The organism is Brachybacterium sp. p3-SID1565, from assembly GCF_025143785.1.
In the GTDB taxonomy this organism is placed as follows: Bacteria; Actinomycetota; Actinomycetes; order Actinomycetales; family Dermabacteraceae; genus Brachybacterium; species Brachybacterium epidermidis.
This window is the reverse complement of the sequence record NZ_JAMBDS010000068.1, coordinates 1-14,704: the sequence shown is the minus strand read 5'-3', so window position 1 is coordinate 14,704 and position 14,704 is coordinate 1. Positions and strand designations below refer to the sequence as shown.

Genomic DNA, 14,704 nt, shown 5'->3' with positions numbered 1-14,704 from the left:
TCCCGCAGGCTCGGCCGGGGGACGGTGCTGCTGATCGTGGGCGTCCTTGCCGCCGTGCTGGCCGTGCTGGACCAGGTCTCCAAGACCTGGGCAGAGGCGAACCTGGACGAGCTGGACCCGCAGCCCTTCCTGGGGGAGGTGCTGCAGCTGACGCTGCTGTACAACTCGGGCGCGGCCTGGGGCATGGGCTCGAAGATCACACCCGTGGTCACGGCGCTGCAGATCGCGATCGCGATCGGGGTGATCGTGTTCTCCGTCAAGGCGGTGCGCTCGCCGTGGTACACCCTGGCGATGGGCCTGATCCTGGGCGGGGCGCTGGGCAACATCCATGATCGCCTGCTGCGCCCGCCCGGCCCGTTCCGCGGCGAGGTCGTCGACTTCCTGCAGCTGCCCAACTGGCCGGTGTTCAACGTGGCCGACATGGCCGTGGTGGGCGGTGCCGTCCTGGTGGTGCTACTGGGAGTGATCGGCGTCCCGGCGGACCCAGCGGAGCCCGTCGAGCCCGTCGAGGACCAGCGATGAACGCCTCCCGCGTGCTGATGGTGCCGGACGGCCTGGCCGGTGAGCGCATCGACGTCGGGCTGTCGCGGATGCTGGGGCTGTCCCGTTCCCGCGCCGCGGATCTCGTGGACGCCGGCCACGTCGAGCTCGACGGCGCCACGCCCGCTCGATCGACCCGCCTGGAAGCAGGAGCGATGCTCTCGGTGACCATTCTGGAGGAGCGGCCGGCCGTGGAGGTGCGGCCGCAGATCGCCGAGGGGATGGCGCTGGTGCACCAGGACGACGACATCGTGGTGATCGACAAGCCCGTCGGCGTCGCTGCCCATCCCAGTGCTGGCTGGTCCGGGCCCACCGTGCTGGGGCACCTCGCCGCGGCCGGGGTGGCGATCCGCACCAGTGGGGACCCGGAGCGGCAGGGGATCGTCTCACGGCTGGACGTGGGCACCAGCGGACTGATGGTGGTGGCCCGCACGGAGCGCGCCTACACCACCCTGAAGGATGCCTTCCGCGCCCGCGAGGTGGACAAGACGTACCACGCCGTGTGTCAGGGTCGGCCCGATCAGCCGCGGGGCACCATCGAGGCCCCCATCGGCCGCTCCCCGCACCACGACTACAGGTTCGCGGTCACACACGAGGGCAAGCATTCGGTCACCCACTACGAGACCCTGGAGGAGCTGCGTGCCGCGACCCTGCTGCGCATCTCGCTGGAGACCGGTCGCACGCATCAGATCCGGGTGCACTTCTCCGCTCTGCACCACCCGCTGGTTGGCGACACGATGTACGGCGGGGACCCGACGCTGGGGGAGCGCCTGGGGCTGAACCGGCAGTGGCTGCACGCGATGGAGCTGGGCTTCGTGCACCCCGTGACGGGCCGACCGGTCACCTTCACCTCCCGGTATCCTAAGGACCTGCAGCAGGCGCTCGAGGTCCTGCGGGAGGGCTGACCGCGCTCCGTCACCCGGGGGCGGTGGGGTTCTGCTGCGGCCGTCGGGCAGCAGGTGTGCCCGGGTCTGCTCGGGCATCTGCGGTGCTCGGATCGGCACGGATCTTCTCGTACTGCTCTCGGGTGATGCGGTACTGCTCGTAGTGGCTCCTCGCCCCCAGGAAGGATGCCTCGTCGCCGCGGCCGGTGTGCCGCATGCCGATCCCCTCCAGGATCCGCACCGAGGGCGCGTTCAGGGGCAGGGCCTCCGCCCATATCGAGGCTAGCGCCAGCGAGTCGAAGCCGTACGCCAGGCCGGCTCGGGCCGCGGCCTTGCCCAGTCCCTGCCCCCAGCGGGTGGACGGTCCGATGACGTATCCCAGCTCGCGCTCGTCAGCCCGGGTCCCATACAGATCCACGTAGCCGATCAATGCCCCCTCGTGCTCGACGCCCAGGCGCAGCAGCTCGGGCGGCGGGTCCGCGATGATGCGGTGGAGCCAGAAGCGCTCGTGCTCGTCCCAGGCCAAGCCCGGCGTCCAGCCGGCATGAGCGCCGAACGTGTCGTCCGCGGCCCAGTCGGCCAGGACAGCGGCATCGGCGCTCGTGAGGGGGCGGAGGGCGACGGCCGGGATGGTGTGCATCGCCCGAGTGTGCCACGCGGTAGCGTCGTGGGATGAGCGAGAAGCAGTCGTCGTCCTCGGCCCCTCTGATCCCGGCGGTCCCCCAGGATCGCGCGCTGTCCCGATCGGAGTTCCCCTTCGCCCGCGTGGCCCGGCGACTGGGCATCGAACCCACTGGTGCCGAGGTGGCTCTCCGGGACCAGGGCACGGCGCGGGCCGCGATCGCAGCGGCCAGCGAGGACTTCCTGGCAGCGGACGACGATCGCCGCGCAGGGCGCCTCCCGGTGCACCCCATCGCGCAGGACCCGGACTTCCCGACCGGTGTGGGCATGGCACTGGTGGGTGCGGCCGTGCTGTGGGAGCAGCGCCAGTACGTGCCGCGCATCGCGCTACGGGTCGCGAAGGACCACTACGAGGACGGCCGCGACGATCTCGCTGCCAGCTTCATCGCCCTGGTGCAGGAATCCGTGGAGCCCGGCGAGGACGGTGGACCAGGGCATGACGAGGCATCGGCATGGGCCGCGCAGTCGCTGCTGGTCTCCGTGCTGCAGCGCTCCGGCAGCCCCGCCCAGGCCGATGAGATCGCCCGAGACCTGGCCGCCCACAACATCCCGCTCGATCTGTGGCGTGCGGACGACCCATCCCTGCCGGATGATTCGATGGCCTGGCACGGTGGAGCGTTCGTGGGCGGGATCCCGCCGCGCCGCGATGAGCGCCACCTCAGCTACGAGGACGTGCACGACTACCTGGACCAGCTGCTGGCCGACATGCGGCGGGAGGACGCCGCGGAGCAGGACGATCAGTAGGGCGGCGGGCCGTACTGCTCCTCCGTGCCCTCGGTGGATTCTCCGATTTCGACATCGGTCATCGCGGTGCGATGGCGGGCGATGCGCTGCTGCACCTCGTCCCACACCTGGGTGAAGGCATCGACCACCCACGGCGTGACCATGTCGGTGTCGTCGATGGCGTCGACGGGAGGGCCCCCGCGGATCGCCCAGGACGTGGAGCCCGGGTGGAGTGTTCCGCTGGGTGGGCCCGAGGGTGACTTGGCCGGCGGATCGGAAGGTGACCTGGAGGGTGGATCGGAAGGTGACCTAGAGGGCGGATCGGAAGGTGAACTGCCCAGCGGATCAGCCGTGGCGGCACTGCGGCGCACGGGGTCGATGAGGCCGGCCGTCTTCAGCTGGTGATGACGCCAGCACAGCAGGTGCGTGTTCTCGATCGAGGTGGGACCGCCGGATGCGGGGTCGCGGTGGTCGAACTCCTCGATGTGGTCCATCTCGCTGGCCCAGGAGGTGGGCCTGGTGCAGCCGGGCACGGCGCAGGTGGGATGGCGCAGGCGCAGGTGCTCGAGCATGTCGGGCCTGGCGGTGTAGCGGTCGGCCGGCAGGGGCAGGAACGCACCGGTGCTCGGATCGGTGAGCACGCGGTACCAGGTGTTCTCCCCACCGGCGAGCTCCCGCGCCATCTCCGCGGGGATGGGGTGGATGCCGTCGAGCATGCCGGGTGCGTCCACCGCACCCAGCAGGCTGAGCGCGGGGACCGTGACGGTGATGCGGAACCGCTCACGGGGGACCTCGACCGTGCCCGTCTCCAGCACGGAACCGGTCAGAACCCGGTAGCGCAGCGCCGCGAGGGAGAGCGGCCTCGCGGTCCCGGAGACGCTGCCGTCATCGAAGGGGATCTCCTGCCCGCTCTCCAGGGCCTGACGCTGAGCTCGCTGGATCGCGCGGGCCGCGGAGTCCAGTCGGCGCCCCAGGGCGAGGATCTCCGGCGCGGGGCCGATGACCTGAAGGCAGGCGGTGCCGTCCTCATCGGGCGGGAGGATGTCCACACTGTGCTGAGGGCGTGAGCGTTGAGCGGCCTCCTGCTGATCGCTGAGCCAGCGCACCAGGGCACCGAGCTCGCGACGGAAGCGTCCCTCGTCGACCGCGAGCTCCCAGCTGGCGATGGATTCGTCGAGCTCGTGCAGTGCCGCCTCGCGCAGACCACCGGCGCGACGCAGCACGACGGTGAACCAGCGCGCCGGCAGCTCAGCGGCCTCGAGACGCGCCAGCAGTCGCGGCAGATGGGTGACGGCGGTGTGAGCATCCTCCAGCAGCCGGGATGCGTGATGGATGCTGCAGCGCAGGGCCTGAGACACCATCAGATCCGCCTCGTCGCGCAGATCCGGATCCTCCGGATCGCCGGCGGGCCAGTGACGCGCCGCGAGACGGAGCTTCGCGGCCAGCTGCCGTGACTCGGCCAGGCCCAGATCCCACAGCTCCCGGAGCTTCTCCGCCTCCGCCCCGGCCTCGTCGACGAAAGCTTCTGAAGGGAGGGTCTCCCGCGTGAGCGGACGCCCTGATCCTCGGATCCCGGGCTTGCGCGGGCGTGGCGCACCGGGGCGGGAACGCGCAGCGGCGCGACCCCGCGGCTTCGGCACGGAACCATCGCTGACCTGGGTCATCGTTCCCCCTTTCGGTGGATGTCGCGGCCGGGAATCCCTCGGCTGTGCTGATGGTCCAAGAGTAGGCGCCATCACCGACAATCGAAAGTACGTTCGAAATGTGTGGAAGGCCGTGGATAAAAGGGTGGACAATGCAGATCCGGGTTCCTCCACCATGCATGTTTTTCCACATTCTGTGGATAACGAGTCGGCCACCGAGGCCCCGCACGTATCCACAGGAGCCGGAGCCGTGCCTGCCGCCGTGCCTAGACTGCGATCCATGCCACGCAACGCACCACTGATCGCCGCCGCGCTGACCGGAGCGGGGGCCACGTCGCTCGCCGGTGGAGCCGCCCTGCTGGCCGCCCGGCAGCTCAACGGGCCCCGCCGTCCCGACCTGCCGTACACCTTCACGCCCTTCGAGCTCGGCGTGGACAGCGAGGCCGTCGACTTCACCGCGGCCGACGGGACCACTATCCGGGGATGGTGGCTCGACGCCCCTGGAGCCGAGCGCAGTGAGCACGTGGTGATCGCCAGCCACGGCTTCCGCGGCGACAAGTCGCAGATGCTGGGCATCGGCACCGGGCTGCACCGCGCCGGCGCGAGCGTGCTGCTGTTCGACTTCCGCGGCAACGGCGACTCCGATGACGGCCGGCAGTCCCTCGGGCACTACGAGCAGCAGGATCTGCGCGCCGCCATCGCATTCGCCAGGACCCGCCGGCCCGACGCCCGGATCGACCTGCTGGGCTTCTCCATGGGGGCGGCCGTGTCGATCCTGGTGGCGGCCGAGGATCCGACCGTCTCCCGCGTGGTCGCCGATTCCTCCTTCGCCGACATGCACGGCGTGGTCGCAGCAGCCGCCGCCTCGCTCAGGGTGCCGGGCGCCTTCGCGCACCTCGTGGACCTCGCCACCCGACGCCGCTACGGCTACGGCTTCTCCCAGGTGCGGCCGATCGAGGCGATCAGCCGCATCGAGCCCCGCCCCCTGCTGATGTTCCATGGCACCGAGGACTCGGTGATCCCGGTCGAGCACGCGCACCGCCTGGCGCGGGCCGCCGGAACGTCGGCACGGCTGGTGCTCACCGAGGGGGCCGACCACTGCGGTTCCTACTTCGCGGACCGCACCGGCTACATCGACCAGGTGGCACGGTTCCTGCTGGCCGACGAGGGGTGAAGCCCGGCGGGCCTTCGTGGGACCGCTCCGCGGTCCGGGCCCGCGCGATACGAAACTCTCTGGGCCGACGGGTACTGCTGCCCCAAGGTGTCCGGTCGTGAGCACGTCGGCCTCGACCGGATCTTTGTCGTCCTGCCCGACGGGAGGCCACTGCTGGACCGAACCTGTGCTCCATGGGACCCGCGCTGCACAGGAGCATGGCCAACCTGACGATCACCGTGGATGAGCAGGTGCTTCGCCGCGCCCGGATCAGGGCACTGCAGCGCGACGCGTCCGTGAACCGCTACCGTGCGGAGACGCTCGAGCGGTATGTCGGAGGCGCAGGGCAGGACTCGATCGACGAGATCATCGACGGCCTTGATCGCCCGGGCGGGCGACGCCGAGTCGCGTTCTTCTGTCGCACCCCTGTCCGATGATCCATCCATGAGCTCTCCCATGGTCCTGGCCGACCTCACGCACACGGTGCCCGCGGCGCAGTTGACCGAGGCGTGCATCCTGGCACGCGGAGTGGATCTTCTGGACCACGAGCACGGTCTCATGCCGCTCGAAGGTGTGGTCCATTCCGACCCTGATCGCGTGGTGCGCATGGGCCGGTACTGGGGGAGCCCTTTCCGATGCACGTGCGGCCACTCATACGATGGTGGCTCGGCACTGGCCCCGTTCTGTGTTCACGCTGCCGCGGTCGTGGCGCGGTGGCTCGCGGACCGCGAACCGGATCCGCAGGCAGCGATCACCAACGTGCATGACGACGCTGTGCCGTTCGCGGATCTGGAGCGTGCACGGGACGCCCTCGCGGCACGAGCATGGGAGCGTGATCCCGGCGACGAGCTCTCCATCAACGCGTACGTCGATGAGGGACTGGGGAGCATCGGCCTGGCACCGGAGGCGTACGACCTCCATGGCTGGCTCCTTCGTCATGCCACGCCGACGCAGGCCGAGAGGTGCCTGCGCGAAAGGGTCGCATCGTGGCTGGGGGAGGACGGAGAGGCAGACCTCCCTCCGGACAGCATGCATGCCGCGGTGCAGGTGTCCGACCTTCTCCAGGGCGGCATCGGGAGGGACTCGGCCGCGTCGTTCGACGCAGCTCTGCTCGCTGTCACACGAATACGATCCGGCCTCGATCAGTGGAATCAGCACGATCGTGCCTTCGGTGTCGCCATCGATCTGGCGAGCCGCCTCGTGCCCCGTGCTGCGCGACCAGGCAGTGGGCAGCCTGAACGATTCATCCGCACCGTCATCGGGCTCGAGGAGAAGCACCCGAGCCCGCAGATCCCCATCATGCCCCTGGTCATCGAGCACTGGGACCGGAGACTGTGTGAACTCGCCGCTTCGGAGGTCGAGCGGCGGATCGAGGCTCTCCTCGATCTCATCGACGTCGACCTGGCCTCGCACGAGGGCGCAGGACCCGTCCGAAGGGACACGGCTGCTCCCTTCCTCCTGGACATCGACCCGATGGGTGACGGGATCCTCGTCGACCAGCGGTTCTCCGACATCGGTCGTTCACCAGCAGAACTGGTGCATGCGCGGCTCGACAGACTCCAGCGGCTGGCTGCGGACCTGGCCTTGCGCATGCGCGATGTCGACGCGCTGGAGAAAGCCCTTCGCCGATGGAGCGGAGCCACCTTCGCCGAGTTCTTCCATCGGACCCGTCGATGGTCATCGCGGGCGCAGCTCGCAGTGACCCGGGTCGCCGTCGACCGAGGGGCGGTGGACTGGTCGGTCGATCGCCAGCCCTTGCTCGCCGAGGTCAGGGACGATCGGCACTCGTACGGGAGCAGCGAGTACGCCAGTGATGTCATCGAGATCCACGAGCGTGCTCACACCCAGGAACGGCTGAGAGTCCTCGGTGTCCACGACGTCGCGGTGGCGCTCGGCAAGAGCGGCCTCAGTGCTGATGCCCAGCGGTTCCTGCTCGACCAGTTCCGCCGTGATCCCGATCCTCGCCATGTACCGGCCTTCGTCCACTGCTGGGAGGAGGCGAATCTCCCCGCGGACCCGTTGGACGCTGCCAGGAGCGTCCTTCGAGGTGAGCGCGCCGACCCGCCGGGGTGACCACCATGACCCCGCCCACCGGCGCGTCGGTCGGTGCCCCGGACTACCCTGGAACGCATGGCTTCCGCGGACTCCCAGGACTTCGTCCACCTCCACTGTCACACCGACTACTCCCTGCTGGACGGGGCCGCGAAGATCGACAAACTGGTGGCCGAAACCGCACGTCAGGGCCAGAAGGCGATCGCCATCACGGACCACGGCTACGTGTTCGGCGCCTACGAGTTCTACCGCGAGGCCACCGCCGCGGGCATCAAGCCGATCATCGGCGTCGAGGCCTACGTGACCCCCGGCACCAGCCGACATGACCGCACCCGCGTGCAATGGGGCACCAAGCAGCAGCAGGAGGCCGGGGACGACGTCTCCGCCCGCGGTGCCTACACCCACCTCACCCTGCTCTCGCGCACCACCGAGGGCATGCACAACCTGTTCCGCCTGGCGTCGTCCGCGTCCCTGGACGGGCAGATGGGCAAGTGGCCCCGGATGGACCGGGAGATCCTCGCAAAGTACGGCAGCGGGCTGATCGCCTCCACGGGATGCCCCTCCGGTGAGATCCAGACCCGCATCCGCCTGGGCCAGTGGGACGAGGCCATCAAGGCGGCAGGCGAGTACCAGGACATCTTCGGCAAGGAGAACTACTTCGTCGAGCTGATGGACCACGGGCTCACCCTCGAGCAGCGCGTGACCAAGGACCTCATCGCCCTGTCGAAGGAGATCGGTGCGCCGCTGCTGGCCACCAACGACCTCCACTACGTCACCGAGGCCGATGCGAAGATCCAGGACGCCCTGCTGTGCATCAACTCGGGCTCCACCTTCGACACCCCCGGCCGCTTCAAGTTCGACGGCTCCGGCTACTACCTGAAGTCAGCCCAGCAGATGCGCGAGCTGTTCCGGGAGATGCCGGAGGCCTGCGACAACACCCTGCGCGTGGCCGAGATGTGCGACGTGCAGTTCACCACCACCGGTGAGGGCGCCAACTTCATGCCGGTGTTCCCCACCCCGCCCGGGGAGGACGAGCACTCCTGGTTCGTCAAGGAGGTCCAGCGGGGACTGGAGTACCGCTACCCCGGTGGCATCCCCGACGAGGTCACGCGCCGCGCGAAGTACGAGGTCGAGGTGATCACCCAGATGGGGTTCCCCGGCTACTTCCTGGTCGTCTCCGACTTCATCAAGTGGGCCAAGGAGAACGGCATCCGCGTGGGTCCGGGCCGTGGCTCCGGTGCGGGATCCATGGTCGCCTACGCCATGCGCATCACCGATCTCGACCCCCTCGAGCACGGGCTGCTGTTCGAGCGGTTCCTCAACCCCGACCGCGTCTCCATGCCCGACTTCGACGTCGACTTCGACGACCGCCGCCGCGGCGAGGTCATCGAGTACGTGGAACGCAAGTACGGCGACGACCGCGTCGCCCAGGTCATCACCTACGGCGTGATGAAGACCAAGAACTCCCTCAAGGATGCCGCTCGCGTGCTGGGCTACCCCTACGCGATGGGGGACCGTCTCTCCAAGGCGCTGCCCCCCACCGTGATGGGCAAGGACATCCCGCTGTCGGGCATCTTCGACCCCGAGCACAAGCGGTACGCGGAGGCCGGCGAGTTCCGCCGCCTCCACGACGAGGAGCCGGACGTCCAGAAGGTGTTCGACATCGCCAAGGGCGTCGAGGGCCTCACCCGAGGCTGGGGCGTGCATGCCTGCGCGGTGATCATGTCCAGCGAGCCGCTGATGGACATCATCCCGATGATGCGCCGCCCCTCCGACGGCCAGATCATCACCCAGTTCGACTACCCCACGTGCGAGACCCTGGGCCTGCTGAAGATGGACTTCCTGGGCCTGCGAAACCTCACCGTGATCTCCGATGCGCTGGTCAACATCGAGCGCAACGGAAAGACCCCGCCGGACCTGGAGACCCTGGGCTTCGAGGACCCGGCCACCTACGAGCTGATGCAGCGCGGTGACACGCTCGGGGTGTTCCAGCTGGACGGCTCCGGCATGCGCACCCTGCTGCGGCAGATGAAGCCCGACAAGTTCGGCGACATCACCGCCGTCTCGGCGCTGTACCGCCCCGGTCCGATGGGCATGGGGTCCCACACCAACTACGCGCTGCGCAAGAACGGCCTGCAGGAGATCACCCCGATCCACCCCGAGCTGGAGGAGCCGCTGGCGGAGATCCTGGGGGAGACCTACGGCGTGCTGGTCTACCAGGAGCAGGTGATGCAGACGGCGCAGAAGGTGGCCGGGTACAGCCTGGGACAGGCCGACATCCTGCGCCGCGCGATGGGCAAGAAGAAGAAGGCCGAGCTGGACAAGCAGTTCGTCTCCTTCGAGGCCGGCATGAGGGAGAAGGGCTACTCCAAGGGGGCGGTCGACGCCCTGTGGGAGACCCTGCTGCCCTTCGCCGACTACGCGTTCAACAAGTCCCACTCCGCCGCCTACGGCGTGGTCTCCTACTGGACCGCGTACCTCAAGGCGAACTACCCGACCGAGTACATGGCCGCGCTGCTCACCTCCACGCAGGAGAACCGCGACCGGCTGGGCCTGTACCTGGGTGACTGCCGGCACCGCGGCATCACGGTGCTGCCGCCGGACGTGAACGAGTCCGACATGTACTTCTCCGCCGTCGGCAGCGACATCCGCTTCGGGCTGTCCGCGATCCGCAACGTGGGCCACAACGTGGTGGAGGAGATCATCAAGGCGCGCAAGGAGAAGGGCGACTTCACCTCCTTCACCGACTTCCTGGACAAGGTCTCCCTGACGGTGTGCAACAAGCGCACCATCGAGTCCTTGATCAAGGGCGGGGCGTTCGACTCCCTGGGCGCCAACCGCCGCTCCCTGGTGCTGGTGCACGAGGACGCGGTCGACGCCGTGGTGGACGTCAAGCGCAAGGAGGCCCAGGGCCAGTACGACCTGTTCGCCGACATGTTCACCGGCGGCGGGCAGGACGGCGCCTCCTCGGGCTCCGCGGCGACCATCACCATCCCGGAGCTGCCGGAGTGGGACCGCAAGGAGAAGCTCGCCTTCGAGCGAAACATGCTGGGCCTGTACGTCTCGGACCACCCGTTGTACGGGCTCGAGCACGTGATCGCACAGAACTCGAGCACCTCCATCAGCGCGCTCGCCGACGACGGGGCCGTGGAGGACGGCGCCATGGTCACCATCGCCGGGCTGATCACCACATTGGCTCGCAAGACCACCAAGAAGGGCGACATGTGGGCGATCGCCACGGTGGAGGACCTCGAGGGCTCCATCGACTGCCTGCTGTTCCCCTCCACCTACCAGACCGTCGCCACGGAGCTCGCCGAGGACCTGGTGGTCTCCATGAAGGGCCGCGTGGACACCTCCAAGGGGATGCCCGAGCTGCGGGTGATGGAGATGACCATCCCCGACACCGGGGGAGGGCCCGACGGGCCGGTCGTGATCTCCCTGCCCTCGATGCGGGCCACCACCTCGGTCGCCGAGCAGCTGCGGGAGGTGCTCGAGGACAACCCCGGCTCCAGCGAGGTGCGCGTCAAGCTGCGCGAGCCCGGTCGGGCCACCCTGATGCAGCTGGACAAGCGACTCTCGGTGACTCCCTCGGCCGCACTGTACGCGTCCTTGAAGGCTCTGCTGGGGCCGAGCTGTCTGCAGTGATGCGGGCCCGCAGCGATGAGCGGCGCAGGGCGATGAAGGGCGCAGAGCGATGACGGGCCCGCCGCGATGACGGTGCTGCGCCTGGCCACCTACAACATCCGCCACGGGGCCGGTGCCGACGGCAGGCTCGACCTCGCGCGCACCGCAGCGACGATCGCGTCGCTGGGGGCCGATGCGGTCGGCCTGCAGGAGGTCGACGACGCCTACGGTGCCCGGTCCGGGTTCGAGGACCAGGCGTCCCGCCTCGCCGCGCGGCTGGGTGGGCAGGTGCGGTTCGGCGCGCTCATCGACCGCGACCCCGCCGAGCCGGGCGGCCGACGCCGACGGTACGGCCTGGCACTGCTGAGCCGCACCGAGATCATCGAGCACCACCTGCACCCGCTGCCCGCGGATCCCGACCGTCCCGGCCCCCGCGAGCCCCGCGGTCTGCTGACGGCGCGGGTGGCGGGTGCCGAGTCGCTCCACCTGCTGCTCACCCACCTCGACAACCGCGACCCTCGGCACCGCGCGGCGCAGGTGCGGGGCATCCTCCAGCACGCCGAGGCGCTCGACGGGCCGGCCGCACTGCTGGGCGACATGAACGCGGATCCGTCCGCACCCGAGCTCGCCCAGCTGGCCGCCGCCGGATGGCGGGATGCGGCATGGGAGGCGGCGGGCCGCAGCGCGCCCTCCCCGTGGCGCACGATCCTCACGGCCGCACTGCCTGCCGCACTGCCCTGGACGGCCCGCACGGTCCGCGCCACCCACCCCGCGCGCCTGCCGCGGCGCCGGATCGACTCGATCTGGGTGCGCGGGGATCTCGAGGTGAGAGGCCTGGAGGTGGCACCCTCGCGCGCCTCGGACCACCGTCCGGTGGTGGCGACCATCCGGGTGTGAGAGCCGCCGCACCGCTGCGCGCTGCTCCAGCAACTACGGTGGATCCATGAACGACGCCGCTGCTGAGACCCCCACCGACCATCGGATCGCCCCCGATCGCACCGCCCCTGCGGACCTGTCCGCGGACGCCTTCCTGCCCGACGCCCTGCTGGAGACGCTGCGCGAGCGTGCCGTCACCCACGACCGGGAGAACACCTTCCCCGAGCAGGACCTCGCCGACCTCCGCGACCGCGGCTACCTGCGGCTACTGGTGCCCACGGCGCTGGGCGGCCTCGGCGGGAGCCTGCTGCAGGCCTCCCGCATCCAGCGCCGGCTGGCGCAGGCCGCACCCGCCACGGCGCTGTCCATGAACATGCACCTGGTGGTCACAGGCGCGGCCCTGCACGCCCACCGACTGGGGGCCGACTCCGGGCGCGCGATCCTCGAGGACGCCGCCGACGACCGCCTGTTCGCCTTCGGCATCTCCGAAGCGGGCAACGAGGCGATGCTGTTCGACTCCTCGACCAGTGCCGAGCCCCAGGACGACGGCAGCTACCGGGTGACCGGCACCAAGATCTTCACCTCCCTGGCCCCGGTGTGGGACCGTCTGGTGGTCCACGGCCGGGACACCAGCGCCGCCGAGGACGATCCGCGCCTGGTGTTCGGGTTGCTCGAGCGCACCGATGCCGTCGAGGTCAAGGACGACTGGGACACCCACGGCATGCGTGCCTCCCAGTCCCGCACCACCCGCCTGCACCAGGCGCCCGTGACCGCCGACCGGGTGATCACCACCACCGGGGTGGGCCCCAACCAGGATCCCTTCGTGATGGGCATCTTCGGTGCCTTCGAGCTGCTGATCGCCTCGGTGTACACCGGCATCGCCGAGCGGGCGATCCAGGTGGGCGCCCAGGTCGCCACCACCCGCAGGAGCGTCACCCGCGGCATCGTCCACGCGGACGACCCCGACCTCCGCTGGCGCCTGGCGGATGCGGCCATCGGCGTGGACGGCGCCGTGCTGCAGATCGAGAAGGTGATGGCGGACCTCGACGCTCTGGGCACCGGTCAGAGCGGACCGGGCCTGACCGACCACGGACCACGCTGGTTCCTGCACTTCTCCGGCGTGAAGTCCCGCGCCAGCGAGACCGCGATCGCAGCCGTCGACCAGGTGCTGCGCGCCAGCGGCGGCTCCCACTACTTCCGCCGCAGCGAGCTGGAGCGCCTCTCGCGCGACGTGCGCGCGGCCATGTACCACCCCTCTGACGAGGAGTCGGTGCACGCCTCCTACGCGAAGGCGCTGCTGGGCGAGGTGGGATCCGAGCGCTGAGCCGCCGCGCTGCACGTCTGCGCGGCGGCGGGCCGCTCAGCCGAACAGCACCTTGGCCTCCTCCCAGCGGGCGCGGGGAACGGACTTCAGGGAGTTGATCGCCTCGGTCAGGGGCACATCGACGATCTCCGTGCCGCGCAGCGCCACCATCCGGCCGAAGCCGTTGTTGTGGACCAGGTCCACGGCGGCGGTGCCCAGGCGGGTGGCGAGCACCCGGTCGTAGCCGGTGGGCTCTCCGCCGCGCTGGATGTGGCCCAGCACCGTGGCCCGCGACTCGATGCCCAGGCGCTCCTCGATCAGGGGTGCCAGCACCTCCGCCACACCGCCGAAGCGGGGGCGGCCGAACTCGTCCAGCTCGTAGTTCATGAAGCCCTCCGGGGCGTCCTTGGGCACGTAGCCCTCCGCCACCACCACCAGCGGGGCACGACCGCGGTCCCAGGCCGACTTCACGTAGGCGCAGATCTCGTCGATCGTCAGCGGGAACTCGGGCAGGGCGATCACGTGGGCACCGGCCGCCATGCCGGAGTGCAGCGCGATCCAGCCCACCGAGCGGCCCATCACCTCGGCCACCATGCAGCGGTGGTGGGAGTCACCGGTCATGCGCAGGCGGTCCAGGGACTCGGTGGCGATCTCCACGGCGGTGTTGAAGCCGAAGGTGTAGTCGGTGGCGTCCAGGTCGTTGTCCACCGTCTTGGGGACGCCCACCACCGGGATCCCCGCCTCGTACAGCCGGTTCGCGGTGAACAGGGTGCCGTCGCCACCGATGGCGATGATGCCGTCGATGTCGTTGTCGTCCATGTGCCGACGCACGATCGCAGCGCCGTCCTCCCCGTCGTGGAAGGGGTTGGAGCGGGAAGTCCCCAGGATCGTGCCGCCGATGCGGCCGATGCCGCGCACCCGACGTCGGGGGAGGGTCATATAGTCGTTGTCGATGACACCGCGCCAGCCGTCCCTGTAGCCGATGAACTCGTCCTCGAACAGCTTGTCGCCCTTGATGACGACACCGCGGATGACCGCGTTCAGGCCCGGGCAGTCGCCCCCGGAGGTCAGGATCCCGATCTTCATGGGGTGCGCTCTCGCTTCCGTCTCGTCGACTGGTCACCGCCACTCTACGGTCGATCCGGAACGATGCCGAAGTTCAGACGTCCCGCGGCCAACGCGCGGTAACAGCCCGGTGAACAGCTCGGACATCTGCCGGGAACGC

Annotated in this window: 12 protein-coding genes; 9 read left to right on the top strand and 3 right to left on the bottom strand. The window is 69.7% G+C overall.

Annotated features, from left to right (window positions below; translation table 11 throughout):
- Together lspA and M4D54_RS12775 are read left to right on the top strand one after the other, a co-directional pair.
- On the top strand, positions 1-522 hold a 522-nt coding region (lspA, locus tag M4D54_RS12780), incomplete at its 5' end, for a signal peptidase II (protein WP_259891923.1).
- Positions 519-1,445, top strand: a complete 927-nt coding sequence (locus M4D54_RS12775; RefSeq protein WP_193866124.1) for an RluA family pseudouridine synthase — start codon at positions 519-521, stop codon at positions 1,443-1,445. The genes lspA and M4D54_RS12775, both read left to right, overlap by 4 nt.
- Positions 1,446-1,455: 10 nt before the next feature.
- Here the strand turns inward: M4D54_RS12775 and M4D54_RS12770 are convergent, their stop codons facing one another.
- Complete coding sequence (locus tag M4D54_RS12770) at positions 1,456-2,064, bottom strand: GNAT family N-acetyltransferase (RefSeq protein WP_193866125.1); 609 nt, start codon at positions 2,062-2,064, stop codon at positions 1,456-1,458.
- 32 nt (positions 2,065-2,096) lie between these two features.
- Between M4D54_RS12770 and M4D54_RS12765 the strand changes: the two genes are divergently transcribed.
- A complete protein-coding gene (locus tag M4D54_RS12765) occupies positions 2,097-2,849 on the top strand; it encodes a hypothetical protein (protein WP_193866126.1) in 753 nt (250 codons plus the stop codon).
- Here the strand turns inward: M4D54_RS12765 and M4D54_RS12760 are convergent.
- Positions 2,843-4,492, bottom strand: coding sequence for an HNH endonuclease signature motif containing protein (locus tag M4D54_RS12760; protein WP_259891921.1), 1,650 nt, complete (start codon positions 4,490-4,492; stop codon positions 2,843-2,845). The two genes, M4D54_RS12765 and M4D54_RS12760, sit on opposite strands and share 7 nt — an antisense overlap.
- A 259-nt stretch (positions 4,493-4,751) precedes the next feature.
- On the opposite strand from M4D54_RS12760, the gene M4D54_RS12755 reads away from it, so the two are divergent.
- The 6 genes from M4D54_RS12755 to M4D54_RS12730 all read left to right on the top strand — a co-directional run bounded on the left by M4D54_RS12755 (position 4,752) and on the right by M4D54_RS12730 (position 13,500).
- On the top strand, positions 4,752-5,645 hold the full coding sequence (locus M4D54_RS12755) for an alpha/beta hydrolase (protein ID WP_259891918.1): 894 nt from the start codon (positions 4,752-4,754) through the stop codon (positions 5,643-5,645).
- Between the two features lie 197 nt (positions 5,646-5,842).
- Positions 5,843-6,061, top strand: a complete 219-nt coding sequence (locus M4D54_RS12750) for a hypothetical protein (RefSeq protein WP_193866129.1) — start codon at positions 5,843-5,845, stop codon at positions 6,059-6,061.
- 7 nt (positions 6,062-6,068) lie between these two features.
- On the top strand, positions 6,069-7,697 hold the full coding sequence (locus M4D54_RS12745) for a hypothetical protein (RefSeq protein ID WP_193866130.1): 1,629 nt from the start codon (positions 6,069-6,071) through the stop codon (positions 7,695-7,697).
- A 57-nt stretch (positions 7,698-7,754) separates the two neighbouring features.
- The gene (gene dnaE, locus M4D54_RS12740) at positions 7,755-11,321 is read left to right on the top strand and encodes a DNA polymerase III subunit alpha (RefSeq protein WP_193866131.1); all 3,567 of its coding nucleotides are present in this window, start codon (positions 7,755-7,757) and stop codon (positions 11,319-11,321) included.
- Between the two features lie 66 nt (positions 11,322-11,387).
- The gene (locus tag M4D54_RS12735) at positions 11,388-12,197 is read left to right on the top strand and encodes an endonuclease/exonuclease/phosphatase family protein (protein ID WP_193866132.1); all 810 of its coding nucleotides are present in this window, start codon (positions 11,388-11,390) and stop codon (positions 12,195-12,197) included.
- Positions 12,198-12,243: 46 nt separating this feature from the next.
- Positions 12,244-13,500: an acyl-CoA dehydrogenase family protein gene (locus tag M4D54_RS12730; RefSeq protein ID WP_193866133.1), complete on the top strand. Its 1,257-nt coding sequence runs from the start codon at positions 12,244-12,246 to the stop codon at positions 13,498-13,500.
- Positions 13,501-13,536: 36 nt separating this feature from the next.
- Here the strand turns inward: M4D54_RS12730 and M4D54_RS12725 are convergent, their stop codons facing one another.
- Positions 13,537-14,565 (bottom strand): ATP-dependent 6-phosphofructokinase, encoded by a 1,029-nt coding sequence (locus M4D54_RS12725; RefSeq protein WP_193866134.1) that lies wholly within the window; start codon positions 14,563-14,565, stop codon positions 13,537-13,539.
- Positions 14,566-14,704: the final 139 nt, after the last annotated feature.